Annotated in this window: 13 protein-coding genes; 3 read left to right on the top strand and 10 right to left on the bottom strand. The window is 72.2% G+C overall.

Annotated features, from left to right (window positions below):
- Positions 1-54: 54 nt before the first annotated feature.
- From QRX60_RS05530 to QRX60_RS05540, 3 genes are read right to left on the bottom strand one after another with little or no spacing between them, the layout of a single operon-like run.
- Positions 55-1,050, bottom strand: coding sequence for a carbohydrate ABC transporter permease (locus tag QRX60_RS05530; RefSeq protein WP_285999718.1), 996 nt, complete (start codon positions 1,048-1,050; stop codon positions 55-57).
- Positions 1,047-2,405: an extracellular solute-binding protein gene (locus QRX60_RS05535; protein WP_285999719.1), complete on the bottom strand. Its 1,359-nt coding sequence runs from the start codon at positions 2,403-2,405 to the stop codon at positions 1,047-1,049. The genes QRX60_RS05530 and QRX60_RS05535 overlap by 4 nt, the downstream gene beginning before the upstream one ends.
- Before the next feature lie 23 nt (positions 2,406-2,428).
- Positions 2,429-3,637, bottom strand: a complete 1,209-nt coding sequence (locus QRX60_RS05540; RefSeq protein ID WP_286003508.1) for an ROK family transcriptional regulator — start codon at positions 3,635-3,637, stop codon at positions 2,429-2,431.
- Between the two features lie 221 nt (positions 3,638-3,858).
- Here QRX60_RS05540 and QRX60_RS05545 point away from each other — a divergent pair, with 221 nt between their 5' ends.
- Positions 3,859-4,317: a hypothetical protein gene (locus QRX60_RS05545; RefSeq protein ID WP_285999720.1), complete on the top strand. Its 459-nt coding sequence runs from the start codon at positions 3,859-3,861 to the stop codon at positions 4,315-4,317.
- On the opposite strand, the gene nudC is transcribed toward QRX60_RS05545, so the two are convergent.
- From nudC to QRX60_RS05570, 5 genes are read right to left on the bottom strand one after another with little or no spacing between them, the layout of a single operon-like run.
- Positions 4,318-5,337, bottom strand: coding sequence for an NAD(+) diphosphatase (nudC, locus tag QRX60_RS05550; RefSeq protein ID WP_285999721.1), 1,020 nt, complete (start codon positions 5,335-5,337; stop codon positions 4,318-4,320).
- Positions 5,337-6,716, bottom strand: a complete 1,380-nt coding sequence (locus QRX60_RS05555; protein WP_285999722.1) for a M16 family metallopeptidase — start codon at positions 6,714-6,716, stop codon at positions 5,337-5,339. Before QRX60_RS05555 ends, nudC begins: the two co-directional genes overlap by 1 nt.
- The gene (locus tag QRX60_RS05560) at positions 6,713-8,005 is read right to left on the bottom strand and encodes a M16 family metallopeptidase (RefSeq protein WP_285999723.1); all 1,293 of its coding nucleotides are present in this window, start codon (positions 8,003-8,005) and stop codon (positions 6,713-6,715) included. Before QRX60_RS05560 ends, QRX60_RS05555 begins: the two co-directional genes overlap by 4 nt.
- Before the next feature lie 9 nt (positions 8,006-8,014).
- Positions 8,015-9,604 carry a DUF2207 family protein gene (locus QRX60_RS05565; protein WP_285999724.1) on the bottom strand — a complete coding sequence of 530 codons (1,590 nt, stop codon included), beginning with the start codon at positions 9,602-9,604 and terminating at the stop codon, positions 8,015-8,017.
- Positions 9,605-9,621: 17 nt separating this feature from the next.
- Positions 9,622-11,343 (bottom strand): DUF2207 family protein, encoded by a 1,722-nt coding sequence (locus QRX60_RS05570; RefSeq protein ID WP_285999725.1) that lies wholly within the window; start codon positions 11,341-11,343, stop codon positions 9,622-9,624.
- Positions 11,344-11,520: 177 nt separating this feature from the next.
- Between QRX60_RS05570 and QRX60_RS05575 the strand changes: the two genes are divergently transcribed.
- Entirely contained in the window at positions 11,521-12,933 is a 1,413-nt protein-coding gene (locus QRX60_RS05575; protein ID WP_285999726.1) for a neutral zinc metallopeptidase, read from the top strand.
- Between the two features lie 97 nt (positions 12,934-13,030).
- On the opposite strand, the gene QRX60_RS05580 is transcribed toward QRX60_RS05575, so the two are convergent.
- Positions 13,031-14,176 carry an RDD family protein gene (locus QRX60_RS05580; RefSeq protein ID WP_408630207.1) on the bottom strand — a complete coding sequence of 382 codons (1,146 nt, stop codon included), beginning with the start codon at positions 14,174-14,176 and terminating at the stop codon, positions 13,031-13,033.
- A gap of 33 nt (positions 14,177-14,209) precedes the next feature.
- Between QRX60_RS05580 and QRX60_RS05585 the strand changes: the two genes are divergently transcribed.
- Positions 14,210-15,217, top strand: a complete 1,008-nt coding sequence (locus QRX60_RS05585) for a stage II sporulation protein M (protein ID WP_285999727.1) — start codon at positions 14,210-14,212, stop codon at positions 15,215-15,217.
- On the opposite strand, the gene QRX60_RS05590 is transcribed toward QRX60_RS05585, so the two are convergent.
- Entirely contained in the window at positions 15,209-15,964 is a 756-nt protein-coding gene (locus tag QRX60_RS05590) for a ricin-type beta-trefoil lectin domain protein (RefSeq protein ID WP_285999728.1), read from the bottom strand. The genes QRX60_RS05585 and QRX60_RS05590 overlap by 9 nt on opposite strands.
- Between the last annotated feature and the right edge of the window lie 41 nt (positions 15,965-16,005).

Below are 16,005 nucleotides of genomic sequence, written 5' to 3' on the forward strand. Positions count from 1 at the left end.
TGCGGGACACCTGCACCCGGTCGGGGACATGAACAGGCTGTCGCAAGGGTATGTTCATGCCCCCTCCTCCTGGTGCTGGGACTTACGCAGCTGCCGCACGAGAATCCACGTGAAGCCCGCGCTCACGATGAACAGCAGCACGGCCATCGCCGCCGCGTAACCCATGTTGAAGTAGCGGAAGCCCTGCACGTACAGCCAGATCGGGTACGTCAGCGTCGAGTTCTGCGGAGCCCCGATGAGTTTCGAGTTGCCGGCGACGTCCGCGGTGCCCGCGGACGCGGACGACGCGACGATCGCCTGCGTGAAGAACTGCAGCGCGTAGATGATCGAGTTGACCACGCCGAACAGCAGCACCGGCGAGATCGACGGCAGCGTGACGTGCCAGAACTTCCGGACCGAGCCGGCGCCGTCGAGTTCCGCGGCCTCGTACTGCTCGGTCGGGACGTCCAGCAGCGCGGCCAGGATGATGATCATCAGCTCACCGGAGCCCCACAGCGCGAGCAGCGTCAGCGCGGGCTTCGACATGGCCGGGCTGTTGAACCAGAGGCCGCCGTCGATGCCGACGAGCCGCAGGAACCGGTTGACCGGGCCGAACTCCGGGTTGAACACGAAGACGAACGCCAGCGTCGCCGCCGCGGGCGGGGCGAGCGTCGGCAGGTAGCACAGGGTCCGGACGAGCCCGACGCCCGACTTGAGCCGCGAGATCACCGACGCGATGCCGAGGGAGAACACCACGCGGCAGACCGTCAGGACGACCACCAGCCACAGCGTGTTGTACGCGGCCGTGCCGACCAGCGGCTCGGTGGTGAACATCCGGACGTAGTTGTCGAAGCCGATGAACACCGGCGGGTTGATCAGGTCGTACCGGGTGAAGGAGTAGTAGACCGTGGCGATCAGCGGGTAGCCGAAGAAGATCAGGAACCCGAGGGACGCCGGGGCCATGAAGAAGAAGACGGTCCGGCGGCGCTTGGCCCGGCGGGCCCCCGCCCGCGCCTTGCCCGGCGCGGACGGGGAGCCGTCGGTTCGGATCGGGACAGCGGTGGAGGTCATCCGCCCGCGCCCTTCTGCTTCAGTTCGTCGTCGATCTGCGCGTCGACCTTCTGCAGGCCCGCGGTCAGGTCGGGCACCGAACCGGCCTGCCACTTCTCGGCGAAGTCGTTGACCGCCTTGAGGTGCGCGTCCCCGATCGGGGTCGTCTGGTTCGCCACGAGCTTTCCGCTGTCGTAGATGTCGAGGAACGTCTTGAACTGCGGCTGCAGGTCCAGCCGCGGCGAGGTCAGCGACGCCTTGGTGCTGGGCACGTTCTTCAGGCCGTTGGCCATGTCCACCAGGGTGTCGGTGTCCAGGGTGACCTGCTTGATGAGCTCCCACGCGGCGCCGGGGTTCTTGGCGCCCTTGGGGATCGCGATGATCGTGCCGGTGGTGAAGCCGCCGCCGTAGTGGTCGGCCATGCTGTCGAGCACCGGCGCGGGGGCGGTGCCGTAGTTGACGTTCGGCGCCTGGTCCTTGAGGAACGCGGTGCGGAACTCACCGTCGTAGATCATCGCCAGCTTGCCCTTGTGGAAGCCGTGGTCGGCGGAGTACTCGTCACCGAGGCCGGCCTTGAACTGCTCGACCTTGTCGTGGCCGCCGTAGAAGTCGATGAGCTGCTTCTGGAACTCGAACATCGCCTTCCAGCCGGGGTTGGTGGCGAGGTCCGACTTGCCGTCCGGGCCGAGGAAGGGCGCGCCGAAGTTCGGCGCCCAGTACTGGGCCTGGTTGGCGTAGAACGGCATCGAGGGCAGGAAGCCGGCGACCTTGATCGACCCGTCCGGGTTGAACTCGGTGAGCTTCTTGGTGGCCTCGAACAGTTCCGACGTCGTCTTCGGCGGCGAGGTGATGCCCTTCGCCGCGAACATGTCCTTGTTGTAGTAGAGCCCGTAGACGTCGGCGAGCATCGGCATCGCGCACCGCTTGCCCTGGTACTCGGTGTAGTTGCGAACCGCTTCCGGGATCTGGTTCAGGTCGATCTTGTCGCGGTCGATGTAGGGCTTCAGGTCCTGGAAGCTGCCGGTGGAGCACCAGGCGCCCAGGTTGTCGGTGTAGAAGGAGATCGCGACGTCGGGCGGGTTGCCGCCGCGGATCGACTGCGTGAGCTTGTCGTCGTCCTGGTTGCCCTCGTGCTTGATCTCGATGTTCGGGAACTTCGCCTTGAGCTTGTTCAGGCCCGCGGTGACCACGCCGTACTCGCGGTCGGTGAACTTGGAGTACACGGTGATCGTGAGCTTGTCGTCCTTGCCGGGCGCGGCGGCCGCGTCACCGCCGCTCGGGGCGGCGGCGCCGGAACAGGCGCTGGTCAGCAGGACGGACGCCGCGGCGGCGGCCAGCAACAGCGAGCCGCGGCGGGTCCGGGTGGTAGGGGGCATGGCCCTCCTCCTCATCGGTTGGGCTACTCGGGTGGGGACGGGGCGGGACGGGTTCTTCCGGCCTCGGGCCGGCGCGACCCGAGGAGCGTGGGGGTGACGACGCCGAAGACGTCCTCACGGGTGGTGGCGAGCGCGGACTGCAGGGCACCCGCGCGGACGGCGTTGCCCTGCACGGAAGCGCAGCCCACGGGGGTGCGCGGCAGGACCAGTTCGTGCAGCTTCCGCTCGACCAGCGCGGCGAAGTCCTCACCGCCGGCGCGGCTGGTGTCCCCGCAGAGCAGCACGAGCTGCGGGTCGGCGACCGCGACGAGGTTCGCGATGCCGCCGGCGACCCGCCGGGCGAGGTCGGCGAGGAAGGGGTGGTCCGTGCCGGCCTGGCCGACGGCGTCCCAGGCGGTCTCGGCCTGGATGCCGTGCGCGGCGGCGAGACGGCAGACCGCGGGCGAGTCGACGAGGTTGCCGAACCGCGCGCCGGCCTCGGGCCAGACGTCCCCGGTGTCGACGGTGGCCGCGTCGGGCACGCGCATCCAGTCGATCTCGCCCCCGCCGCCGGTGGCGCCGCGCAGCAGCCGGCGGCCGATCACGACCGCGCCACCGACGCCTTCGGACAGCCACACCATGACGAAGTCGTCGACGTCCTGCGCCTTCCCGGCGCTCATCTCCTCGACGGCGACGAGGTTGACGTCGTTCTCGATCAGGACGTCCACGCCGAGCTCGTCGCTGAGCTTCTGCGGGACGTCGAAGCCGAGCCAGCCGGGGATGTGCGGGGCGGAGGAGAGCAGGCCCGTCCGCGGGTCGAAGGCGCCCTGCGCGCCGATCACGACGTGGGCGAGCTGGTCGCGGGTGATCCCGGCGGTCCGGGCGACGTGGCTGAGGGCTTCGCCGAAGGTCCCGACGACGTCGGCGCCCTCGTGCACCGGCAGCGGCACCTGGTACTCGGCGAGCACGATCCCGGCGACATCGGCCACGACGAAGTCGGCGACGTGCGGCGTGAGATCCACGGCGGCGACGAAGGCGAGGCTGCCGTTGGCCGCCCAGAGCTGGGCGCGCGGTCCGCGGCCACCACCCCGGACGCCCGCCTTCATGACGAGGTTGTCCTGCTCGAGCCGGGTGATGAGCTGCGCGGTGGCGGGCTTGGAGAGCCCGATGGCGAGCTCGAGCTCGGCACGCGTCAAGGGGCCCTCACGCAGGAGGACCTCGATGGCGGCGCGATCGTTGATCTCGCGCAGCATCCGCGGGCTACCGGCTCGCACTCGTCCCTCCGGACTTAATTAGGATACTTTACAGACGGTTTCGCAGGACTGTAGTGAGCCGGGGCACAGCCGTCAACGGGCTTCGGAAACGGGCAGGTAACGCTTGGGGTCGCGCTGGGCCACGTGGCGGAAACACCGATGGGCGTCGGCAGGGGCCTGGTCAGCGGATTTCCGCTTGCGGTGGCGAGGACCCTGGAGGCATGACCTCGACCGTTCCGCCGTGGGATGTGCTGGGCTGCCCGGTGCCGATCGCGCGGTTCGTCGCGCGGACGGACCTCGCCGTGGTCGCGCTGCAGCACGTGGTCGCGTATCCGACCGGCTGTGCGCTCCACCTGCACCTGAGCATCCGGCGCGGGTCACTGGACCAGACCACCTGGGACGGCATCGACAGCAGCCACGCGGGCGGGTTCCCCGGCCCCACCGACGCCGGCCTGCAGTTCCGGGTCAGCGAGGGCAGCTTGACCGAGATCGGCGGCGGCGCGAGCTACGACGACCGGCGGTACCGGGGCGACCGGCAGCTGTGGCTCTCGCCGCTGCCGGACGGACCGTTCGAGTTCAGCGTGGAGTGGCGGAAGGTCGGCCTCCCCCGCACCGGCACCACGATCGACGGCCGGGCGATCGCCGAGGCGGCGGCGAACGCCCAGCCGTACTGGCCGTGACTACTCCTCCGCGTCCGCCCAGGCCTTGAGCATCACGCGGGCGATGGACGAGTTCCCCGGCAGGATGATCTCCGCCGCCCCGCCGGCGATCGGCGTCGGCTTCGAACCTTCGCCCCGCACCGCACTGTTCGCGAACGCCTCGCGCACCTCCGCGCGCGAAACCCACAGCGCCTCTTCGATCTCGCCGTCGGCAGGCACCAAGGGGGCCGCACGATCCGCCCGGGCCGTGAAGCCCAGCATGATCGACCGCGGGAACGGCCACGGCTGGCTCCCGAGGTAGCGGACGTCCGACACGACCGCCCCCACCTCCTCGCGGATCTCGCGCAGGACGCACGCCTCCAGCGACTCGCCCGCCTCCACGAACCCGGCCAGCACCGAATACCGCCCCGCCGGCCAGATCGGCTGGCGCGCCAGCAGCACGTGCGAGCCGTTCGTGCCCTCCTGCGAGTGGACCAGGCAGATCACCGCCGGGTCCGTGCGGGGGTACTCCTCGCGGCCGTCGTTCGTGCACTTGCTGGCCCAGCCGAACTGGATCAGCTCGGTCGGGTGACCGCAGCGCGTGCAGAACTTGGCTTGACGACGCCAGTTCCGCAGCGCCTGGGCCGTCGTGAACAGCCCCGCCGACGTGTCGTCGAGCAGGTCTCCGTACCCGCGCAGCTCGACCCAGATCTCGCCGTCGACGCTCGGGACCTCCTCGACGAAGCCCCAGCTGCCCGCCATCTTCACCGTGCCGGCGTCCCCGGACGGGCCGCCCGGCAGCGACCAGTAGTCGGTGTCCTGCCACTCGCCGAGGAACACCGCTTCGGCCGGCGGCTCGGCGCCGAAGTCGACCGCCTTGCGGAAGGCCAGGACCGACGAGCCTTCGACCACCGGGGTGCGCCCGGTGTCGTCCAGCAGGACGACCCGGGCGTCGGCCCAGCGCGACACCAGTCGCGAAGGGTTGGTGCGCAAGCCCTCCTGACGGTCCACAGTGGATCGTGACAGGGTGGGCAGGTCACCCAGGGTGAACGGGACGGACATCAGGCCGGCTCGCCCACGACGACGTCGCCGAGGGACCGGAGCTTCCGTTCCAGTACGGCCGCGTCCCCGACCACCACGCCGGTGAACCGCTTGGGGGCGAAGAACTTCAGCGCCGCTTCGGCCACCTCGTCGGCGGTCACCGCCGCCACCCGCGCCGGGTGCTCGTTGAGCCACTCCAGGCCCAGCCCGGTCGAGGCCAGCGCCAGCACCTGGCCGGCCAGCCCGGACTGCGACGATGTCGACGTCAGCAGCGAGCCGATCGCGTACTGCCGCACCGACTCCAGCTCGTCGCCCGCCGGCGGGACCTGGCCGAGGCGGCCCAGCTCGTAGCGGGTCTCCAGCAGCGCCGGCGCGGTCGCCTCGGTGGCGGTGTCCGCGTCGACGTTGACCACCGCGGTGCCGTCGGTGAACTCGAACCCGGAGTGCGCGGAGTAGGTGTACCCCTTGTTCTCGCGGATGTTCTCCACCAGCCGGGACGAGAAGTACCCGCCGTAGGCCAGGTTCGCCAGCTGCAGCGCGGCGTAGCCCGGGTCGGTGCGCGGCACGGTCTGCGCCGAGAGCCGGATCTGCGACTGCACGGCACCGGCCCGCGGCACCAGCCGCACGCTCGGCCCGGTCAGCTCCGGCAGCGGCGGCAGCCGGACGGCGGAGCGATCGGACGCCCAGCCGCCGAGCACCTTCTCCAGCTCGCCGATGACGGCCTGCGGGTCGATGTCGCCGACCAGGACCAGCACCGCACCGCGCGGCAGCACCGAAGCCTGGTGCAGCGCGCGCACCTGCTCGGGCGTCACGACCGCGACGTCCTCGGCGCGCGGGACCTCGCGCGTGGCGGGGTGGTCGCCGTAGCGGTGCTTCTGCAGCGCCTCCCGCGCGATCGTGCGCGGCTGGGTGCGCGAGACGGCGATCCGCTCGACCAGCCGTTCCTTCTCGCGCGCGATCTCGTCGTCGGCGTAGGTCGCCCCGGTGAGGACGTCGCCGAGCACGTCGAGGAACGTCGGCAGCTTCTCGGCGAGCGCGGATCCGGTCAGCACCAGGCGTTCCGGGTCGACGCCGGCGCCGATGTCGCCGCCGATCAGCGCCAGCTCGGCGTCGATCTCGATGCGGTTGCGGCGTGCGGTGCCGGTCAGGATCGTCTCGGCGAGCACCTCGGACGTCGCCGGGTGCAGCGCGTCGTCGCCCGCGAACGGGATCCACAGCCGCGCCTCCACCATCGGCACGGTCGCCTTGCGCACGGCCAGCACGCGCAGGCCGTTCGAGAGCTCGGTGTCCACATGGGACAGGTCGCCGGCGGCGCGCTGCTCGCCCAGCGGGGGCAGCGGGCGCGGACCCCGCGCGGTGCGGCCGATCTCCTCGGCCGTGCGGTGCGTTGCAGAAGTCACTGCTCGTTGTTCCCTTCCGAAGCGGGCTTGACCACCAGCACGGCGCGCGCGTCCGGGCGCAGCGCCTTCGCCGCGGCCGACACGGCTTCCGAGGTGACGGCGGACATCCGGTCCGCGAGCTTGTACACCAGCGACGCGTCGCCGTAGAGCAGTTCGAACGAGCCGAGCGCGAGCGTCCGGGAGACGAGGCGGTCGTGCTCGGAGTGCAGGCTCGCCGTCCAGCGGGCGGTGACCTTGCGCAGCTCCTCCTCGCTCGGCGGGCTGTCGGCGAGCTTCTGCAGCTCGTCGTCCAGCGCGGCCAGCACGCGCTCGCGCGGCACCTCGTGCGGGTGGATCAGGGTGATGGTGAACGTGTCCGGGTCGCGCGCCTCGAACGGGCCGAACAGCCCGGCGCCGGCGCCGATGTCGACGACCAGGGGCTCGCGGTGCACCAGCCGCTGCTGCAGGCGGGAGCCGTCGCCGTCGGTCAGGACGCCGGCGAGCACGAGGTAGGCCAGGTAGCCGTCGACGTCGTTGATCGGGTCCGGCATCCGGTAGCCGATGCCGAGCGCGGGCAGCGGGGCGTGCGGGTCTTCGACCTCGCCGCGCAGCTGGGTGGTCGGCAACGGCTCGGCGAAGGACGGCCGCTGCGGCGCGGGCCGGTGCGGGACGTCGCCGAAGTGCTGCTCGATCAGCGCCTTGGCGTTGTCGACCTCGAAGTCGCCCGCCACCGTCAGCACGGCGTTCGCCGGCGAGTAGTAGGTGTCGAAGAACGCGGCGCAGTCGTCGACCGTGGCGCTCTCGAGGTCCTCGAAGCCGCCGTAGCCGTTGTGCGCGTTCGGGAACGTCGAGTACAGAACGGGCGGCAGGGTGATCCACGGGAACCCGCCGTACGGCCGGTTCAGCACGTTGAGCCGGATCTCCTCCTTGACGACGTCGATCTGGTTCGCCAGGTTCTCGGCGGTCAGCTTCGGCGCGCGCATCCGGTCGGCCTCGAGGAACAGCGCGCGCTCCAGCGCGGCGCTCGGCAGCACCTCGAAGTAGTCGGTGTAGTCCGGGTGGGTGGACCCGTTGAAGGTGCCGCCACTGGACTGGACGTGCCGGAAGTGGGCGAGCTTCTCGAGGCTCTCGGAGCCCTGGAACATCAGGTGCTCGAAGAGGTGCGCGAAACCGGTACGCCCCTCCGGCTCGGAGCGGAAGCCCACGTCGTAGTGGACGCTGACGCCGACCACCGGCGCGGTCGCGTCGGGTGCGAGGACCACGCGCAGACCGTTGTCGAGGGTGTATCGGACGAGCTCGGGATCGGCCATGACCCCACCCTACGACGACCCGGCGGTTCCCGGCGTCCCGGCTCGTGAGTGAGAAACGGTGTTCTGACCCTGTTTCCCGCTCACGAGGCTCCGGAGGCGAGCGCGGCGGGCGCCGGCGAAGGTGCCCGCCAGGGCCACCGCGAAGGATCCGGCCTGGTCAGGGGCGATATCGCCGTCATGCCAGTACACCGGCGGAGGGTGCTCGAGGCCGTCGAAAGCGGCCACCCACGGGCCCAGTTCGCCCAGAGCGAGCGCGTACGGCAGGGCGCGCGAGAACACCAGCTCCCGCTGCGGCTTGTCGAAGTCCTTCGCCCGCACCGAGGCGAGTGCGCCCGCGACACCGCGGAGGCGGCGCGCGACCTCGGCGCCCGCCCGGCGGCGCGCGGGCAGCGCGGCCGAGACGGCGACGGCGGCGCCCCCGGCCAGCACGAGGATGACGCCGAGCTGGGCGTACCCCACGGTCAGCGCGAGCAGGACGGTCAGGAACGCGCCGTAGAAGACGACCCGGGTTCCGGCACGCCCGAGCCACCGCGCCGCGAACCAGCCCCGGCGGACGAGGTCGGCGTGCAGCGTGCCCGGTGGGACGTCCACGTGCCGCTGCCGCAGTTCGGCGAGCGTCACCGTTTCCTCCGGCAGGACGGCCTCGAAGACGGCACGCTCGAAGGGGGTCAGGTGCTCGTCGGCGGGATTGCGGCGGGTCAGCCGGGAGCCGTCGCTCACCCAGAGGTAGTTGCGGACGGCCAGGTCGAGCACGGTCGCGGCCAGGTCGGCGGGCCCGGGGCGGCCGAAAAGCAGGAGGCCGGCGTGCCCGGGCAGCACCCCGGCCGGCGACGCGAACTCACCGGACGCCGAGACCAGCTCGGCCTTCGGCGGCGTCCCCGGGTTCGCCACCGTGGCGTCCCGGCGGCGCGCGAACACCACGAACGCGGCCGCGAGCAGCAGCAGCGCGCCGAAGCCCGCCCAGGCCCAGCCGACCGGGGCGGTGAGCACGAAGGCGCCGGCGATCGTCTTGGCGGGGACGAGTTCCACGTTCTCGGGAACGGTGCCCGCGGGCAGCTCGACGGTCGTCGTCATCCGCTGGCCCGCGGCCAGGTTCTGCTGGCTGAACCTGGTCAGCCCGGCGTGGTCGATCTGCGCCGCGCCGCACCGGAAGTCGGAGTCCGGCGGCCCGGCGAGGCAGTCGACGGCGGTCGGGATCCCGGGCGCCGCGAAGGAGGCCCGGACGAACTTCAGGTCGGTGCTCCAGCCGCCGGCGAGCTCCCAGGTGACGCGGTTCCCGGCGACCGCACCGTCCACTGTGTACCGGACGATCGACGTGCCCGCGGTGAGGTGGACGGTGAACGCGTCCTGGCCGACGCTCGCCGTCCCGCTGCCTTCCAGGACGACGTCGCGGACGCCGTAGACGCGCTCGCGGTGGTGCGGCGCCGGGACCCGCAGCGGGACGCGGCGGTCCATCGTGACGCCGTCGGGCACGGAGATCGCTTCGACGACCGAGAGCGAGCCGTCGCGCTGGACCTTGAGCTCGATCTCGGCGCTCTGCGGCACGGTGGGCAGCGGCGGCTGGTCGGCGGGCGCCGCGGCCAGGAAGAGGGCCAGCACCGCTCCCGCGAGCACGGTCAGCGGGACGCGCGGGCGGACGCGGTGAGCAGCCCGTCGAGCGCGGTCAGGAACGACGGGAAGTGCATACCGAACCGGCGCAGGTCCTGGTCGGATTCCATGCCGCCGTACCAGTACAGCCCGGCCGAGCCGTCCGACGCGGGGTTGAGCGCGGCGAAGGTGCCGAGCCAGCGTTCGGTGTCGCCGAGGACCACCGCGTACGGCAGCGAGCGCGAGAACACCATCTCGCGGTCGGCCGGCGGGATGTCCTCGGCCTTGGCGGTGTGCAGGTAGTCGAGCAGGCCGCGGACCTGGCCGACCAGCACCCGGCCGCGCGCGGTGCGCGAGGGCAGCAGCGCGGCCGCCGCGGCGACGGCCAGCCCGGCCAGCGCGACCGCGACGCCGAGCAGCGCTTCGCCGACGGTGAAGGTGAGGACCGCGGTGGCGGCCGCGCCGAGCGCGAAGATCCCGGCGCCGAGCCACGTCAGCCGGCCGCGGGCGGTGTCGGGGCGGCGGGAGAACCAGCGCTTGGTGACGACGTCGGCGTACATCGCGTCGCTGATCCTGCGCAGGTCGAGCCCGCCGCGGGCACGCAGCTGCGACACCAGGACGGCGTCGGTGCCGGCCGGCAGCAGCGTCTCGTAGACGGCGCGCTCGAAGTCGTGGAGGTGCTCGTCCGGCGGGTTGCGGCGGGCGATCTGCCAGTCGGGTCCCGGTACTTCGGCGAGCCAGAGGTAGTTGCGGACGGCGAGGTCGACGACGGTGGCGCTGATGTCGACGACGTCGACGGTCTCGTCGACGACCGTGCCGACCTGGCCGGGCAGGACGCCGTCCGGGCTCGCGAAGAAGACGCGGTCGCCGTCGCGGAGCAGGACCTCGACCGGGCCGGTGGCGGTGGTGAGCGCGCCGGCGTCCTCCTTGCGACGGCGGTGGACGAAGATCCCGCCGGCGATCAGGAAGACGAGGAGGAGGGCGAAGACGATGCCGGTCAGCGGGGTGAAGGCGAAGGCGGTGGCGAAGAGGCCGACGTCGGCGAACTTCGCGTTGGCCGGGACGGTGTTCGCGGGCAGGCCGACGAGCAGGTCGACGCGGTCGCCGGGCCGGACGTCGTTCTGTTCCAGGCGGACGACACCGGTGTGGTCGAGCTCGGCGAGGGTGCAGCGCCGGCTGGAGCCGATCGGGCCGGCGAAGCAGTCCACAGGGGACAGTCGCGGCGACGGCGCGAGGAAGGACGCGGTGAGCTTTGCCACGGGCGCGTCGAAACCGCTCGCGACCTGCCAGCGCGCTTGCTGGCGGCCGCTCTGGTCGGCGATGGCGCCGTCGACGGTGTAGGTGACGGTGGAGGTGCCGCCGGTGAAGGTGAGGACGAGCTGGTCACCGGTGAGCCGGCTGGTGGCGGCACCTTCGGTCTTGATGTCGCGCGCGGTGAAGACGCGGTCCTGGTCGTCGCCGGCCGAGACCTTCAGCGGGACGCGCGAGGTGAGCTGCTGCCCGCCGGGGACGGTGACCTTCTCGGTGACCTGGAGGGAGCCGTCGCGGAGGACCTTGAGGGCGACGTCGGCGGTGGCGCCTTCGGGCGGCTGGACGTCGTTGCCGTCGAGCTGCTGGGGCTTCTTGACCTGCTCGGACGGCGCGTTCGGCAGAACGGGCCCGGCGGAGGGCCCGGTTTGCGCGGCGGCGGGCCCGGCGGTCAGCACGGCCACGACGGCGACCGCGGCCGCTGTCCCCCATTTGCTCAACACAGCACCACACCCTAGAGCACCCGCTCTATGCTGACGCCCGGAACGGCGAGATCTCCGCAGGTACGCCGCTTCCGACGGGGAAATCGCACGGGGGGTTCCGCTTTCATGACGCAAGGCCCACAGGGTCCTGGCCCGCAAGACCCGCGGCGGCCGGTGCCGCCCCCGGGGAGGGGGCCGTTGCCGCCGCCCGGGGTCCGGCCGTTGCCGCAGGGCCGGCCGGGGCAGGGACCGGGCGGGCAGCCGGGGCAAGGCCCGGGGCCCGGCGGGGCGCCGAACCAAGGCCCTGGCGGGCAAGCGCCGCACGGCCGGCCGAACCCAGCGCCCGGGCAGCCGTCGCAGGGGCCGGGTGGGTGGCCGCCGCAGGCCGGCCGGCCGCCGCAGTTCCCGGGCGGGCCGCCCCGGGGTCCGCAGGGCACGCAGGGCTTCCCCACCCACGGTCCGCCGTCCGGTCCCTACCCCCGCCCCGGCTCGGGCGCGCCTCTGCCACCACCGGCCGCCGCCGCTCCGCCCACCTTCTCCCCCGCCTACGCCGGCCCACCTCCCGGTGCGCCGTTCGGGCCTCGGTTCGCGCCCGGCTACCGCCCCTACGTCGCGAAGAAGTCGAACACCGGGGTCATCGTCGCCGTCGCGATCATCGGGATCGTCGCCGTCGTCGGGGGGCTCGTCGCGGCCGTCGCGCTGATCGGCGGCAACACCCGGCACGTCGCCGACGCCGGGTACTCCAGCACCTACCCCTCCGACACCTACGAAACCACCTCCGCCGACGAGACCACCGAAACCACGTCGTCCACCGAAGAGACGGCCACCAGCGAAACCACCGAGCGCACGACCCGCACGTCGGAGACCCCGCGCGGCCCCCGCTCGGTCGTCGCCACGGGCACCAACCCGATGTTCGCCAGCGCCGACTACGGCCTGCAGAACGTCCCCTGCTCGCTGAGCCGCTGGGCGACCGACCAGAACAGCGCGACCCGCTTCTTCCAGTCCGGGATCGCCTGCCTCGACGCGATGTGGTCGCGCATGCTCGGCGCCGTGAACCTGCCGTTCCGGTCGCCGAACCTGTCGGTGCCGCAATCGCTGTCGGAATCGTCGACGCCGTGCGGCGGCGGGGGCACGACGACCGGCGTCACGCCGTTCTACTGCCCGTCGAACGACACGATCTACATGCCGATGGACCGCATCGAGATCGACGTCTGGGGCAACCACCCCGGCCCGTACCTCTCGATCCTCGCCCACGAATACGGCCACCACGTGCAGAACCTGGCCGGCATCACCGAGGCGTACGGCAACCAGCGCTACGACGCGGGCGCCGACTCGGCGGTCGGCCTGGAGCTGTCACGGCGGATGGAACTCGAGGCGCAGTGCTTCTCGGGCATGTTCCTCGGCTCGGCGTCGGTCTCCGGCGGCTCGGTCGACAAGAACATCTACAACGAGGCCTGGAACGCCCAGGACCGCGGCGACGACTACGCCCGCAACGGCAAGCGCGACCACGGCAGCGCCAAGCACAACATCTCCTGGTGGCAGCACGGCGCGACGAAGAACCGCAACCAGCAGTGCAACACGTGGCTCTCGGCTTCCGGAGACGTCTCCTAGCGCCCCGATGTGGCGTTGGTTGCGTCAGACGCACCCAATGTGGCGTTCGGTGCGTCTGACGCACCGAACGCCACATTGGGGCGCTGGGAACCTGGGGTCAGCTCGGCGGGGTGAACGGGTTTTCGGCGGGAGGCACCGGAGTTCCGGACGGCGGGGTCGGCGGATCCGCCTCGGCCGCCGAGCCGGCAGCCGCCGAGCCGGCGGTGACTGGAGCGACAGTGGCCGGACCTGCCGCGGCCGAGCCTGCGGTGGCCAGATCTGCCGCGGCCGGGCCGGCGGTGAGCGGGCCGGCTGCGGCGGCTGACCAGGGCGAGGGCTGAGCCTGCGCGGCCGCGTACGCCTGCCCGCCTGTGGCCATCGAACCGAGCTGGGCGCTCGCCGAGTACCCGGCCTGCAGGAACCCCGGCTGCCCCGGCCCCGGAGCCGGACCCGGCCCCGAGGGCAGGTGCCCCCGCGCCGCCGCCACCTGGGTCGCGTAAGCCCGCATCGCCCGCGCGTGGTCGCGGTTGCGCCGCTCCGCCAGCACCGCCGCCAGGAACGCCCACGGCGGGACCCCGGGCGGCACCGGCGTCCCCAGCGCGTTGCCCACCTGCTGCGCCAGCTTCCAGCCCAGCGCGTGCGACGCTTCCGGCGCCAGCTGGCTGAACCGTGCCAGGAACTGGCGGCTCGCCAGGGCGAGGTCGTCCGGGAGCCGCGTCAGGTCGAGCTGGGCCGCCCAGCCCTCGAGGCCCGCGGGCATGCCGATCACCGGGTAGGACGCGCTTTCCGGCGCGCGGTCGCGGACCACCAGCGTCCCGGCGAGGAAGTCGCCGACGCGGCGGCCGTCGGACGAGCACAGCGACACGATCACCGCGACCGCCCCGAACACGCCGAGCGCCCAGAAGTCGATGACGAACCCGGCGAGCCCGCGGGTCAGGGCGTGGCGGAAGCGGATCGGCCCGCCGTCGACGCGCACCACGCGCAGCCCCACCGCCATCTTGCCCAGCGAACGGCCGCGCGAAAGCGTCTCGAACACCACCGGGTAGCCGACCATGATCAGCACCAGGAAGACCAGCACCAGGGTCAGCGCGAGCGATTCGTCCTCGCCCGGCACGGTGAGCGTGAGCACGAAGATCGCGCCGAGCAGCAGCGCGAACTGCACGAGGACGTCGAGCATCATCGCCAGCGCGCGGCTGGCGAGCTTGGCGACGCGCAGGTCCAGGACGACGGCTTCGCCGGTGACCAGCTCGGATTCCTCGTGCACACGGCCCAGCGTAGCGACGGATAGGCTGACCCCGTGGATGTGGACGTCTTCGTCGCGACGCACTCGGCGGAGTGGAACCGGCTCGGTGAGCTGACCCACCGCGGCGGCAAGCTGACGGGGGCGGAGGCCGACGAGCTGGTGACGCTCTACCAGCGGACCGCGACGCACCTGTCGATCGTCCGCTCGGTCGCGCCCGACCCGGCCCTGGTGAGCCGGCTGTCCGGGCTGGTCGCGCGGGGCCGGAGCGCGATCTCCGGGTCGCACAACCCCGCGTGGCGCGAAGTGGCCCTGTTCTTCACCCGCCGCTTCCCCGCCGCCGTGTACCTCTCGCGACGCTGGTGGATCCCGGCCGCGCTGGTGTCGATCGCGGTGATGGCGGTGATCGCCGTCTGGGTCGCGGGCGACCCGCACGTGCGCGCGTCGATCGCGTCGCCGGACGAGCTCAACCAGCTGACCAAGCCCGGCGGCGAGGCCGAGACCTACTACTCGACGGGCCCGGCGACGTCGTTCGCGGCGCGCGTGTGGACGAACAACGCCTGGGTGGCGGCGACGTGCCTGTTCCTCGGCATCGCGCTCGGCCTGCCGGTGATCGGCGCGCTGTGGATGAACTCGCTCAACGCCGGGCTGATCATCGGCGCGATGAGCGCGGCCGGCCGCGGCGACGTGATGATCGGCCTCCTGCTCCCGCACGGCCTCCTGGAGCTGACGGCGGTGTTCGTCGCGGCGGGCACGGGGTTGAAGCTCGGCTGGACGGTGGTCGACCCGGGCCGCCGCTCCCGCACCGCCGCGTTGGCCGAACAAGGCCGGTCGGTCGTCGTGATGGCGCTGGGGCTGGCGTGCGTGCTGTTCGTGTCCGGGCTGATCGAGGCGTTCGTGACGCCGTCGGGCTGGCCGACCTGGGTCCGGGTGGGCATCGGCGTCGCGGTCGAAGTCCTGTTCCTGGTCTACGTGTTCACCCTCGGCCGCCGCGCGGCGAAAGAAGGCGAAGTCGGCGACCTCGACGCGCGCGACGCCGGGGACGCGCTGCCCGAATCAGCATAGGCACGAGCCCTCGAAGGCGATCGACGATCCGTCGTCCAAGCCCGCCGTTCCCACGAACCGCGCTTCGAACTCACCCACCTCCGTCAACACCAGCTTCGGGCTCGACGCGGTACCGTCCGCGCCCGTCTTGACGGTCACCGTCTCGCCGCCTCCTTCGAACACCAAAGCGTTCTTCGGCCGGGCCGCCCGGACGAAGAACGTCACCGGCACGTCCGCCGCCGGCTGGCCGTTTTCGCCGATCACCCGGACCACGAACGGTGCTCCCGGGTCCTTCGACGCCAGGCGCTGGCCGTTGCCGGACAGGATCGCCAGGGTCCGGCCGCCCGCCGCCCACGTGTTCGCGATGCCCGTCAGGGAACAGACTTCCTGGTACAGCCGAGCACCCGCTGCCGCGTCTTCCGCCGTCAGGCACCGTGCCGTGGCGACGTTCGCGATCTCCACCAGGCCCGGCAACCCCGCCACGCGCCGCCACGCCTGGTGCTCGTCCTTGTCGTCGCAGGCGGCCAGTTTCACCGCGACGCCGTCGACCGGGCTCGCCGCGGCCAGACACTGTCCACTCTGGACATTCGTGAAGTGCTGCCCGGCGTACGTCCACTTCGCGCCCGCGTCCCCCGCGCCGGCCAGCACCGGCTTGCCGTCGACCACCGCGAGCGAGAGCTTGCCGCCGCCGTCGGCCAGGTAGACGGGAGCACCGTCGGCCGCGGGAGCCGAAGAGATCGCCAGGGCCACCGCCATGAGCTTCCACATGCATCGGGCTTAACAGGCCGAACGGGCGTTCACCACTGGAG

It is taken from the genome of Amycolatopsis mongoliensis (assembly GCF_030285665.1).
Lineage (GTDB): Bacteria > Actinomycetota > Actinomycetes > Mycobacteriales > Pseudonocardiaceae > Amycolatopsis > Amycolatopsis mongoliensis.

Coding starts and splice junctions, on each gene's coding strand:
- QRX60_RS05545 (WP_285999720.1), top strand. CDS start 3,859: ATGACCTCGACCGTTCCGCCGTGGGATGTGCTGGGCTGCCCGGTGCCG.
- QRX60_RS05560 (WP_285999723.1), bottom strand. CDS start 8,005: ATGGCCGATCCCGAGCTCGTCCGATACACCCTCGACAACGGTCTGCGC.
- QRX60_RS05530 (WP_285999718.1), bottom strand. CDS start 1,050: ATGACCTCCACCGCTGTCCCGATCCGAACCGACGGCTCCCCGTCCGCG.
- QRX60_RS05590 (WP_285999728.1), bottom strand. CDS start 15,964: ATGTGGAAGCTCATGGCGGTGGCCCTGGCGATCTCTTCGGCTCCCGCG.
- QRX60_RS05535 (WP_285999719.1), bottom strand. CDS start 2,405: ATGCCCCCTACCACCCGGACCCGCCGCGGCTCGCTGTTGCTGGCCGCC.
- QRX60_RS05540 (WP_286003508.1), bottom strand. CDS start 3,637: ATGCTGCGCGAGATCAACGATCGCGCCGCCATCGAGGTCCTCCTGCGT.
- nudC (WP_285999721.1), bottom strand. CDS start 5,337: ATGTCCGTCCCGTTCACCCTGGGTGACCTGCCCACCCTGTCACGATCC.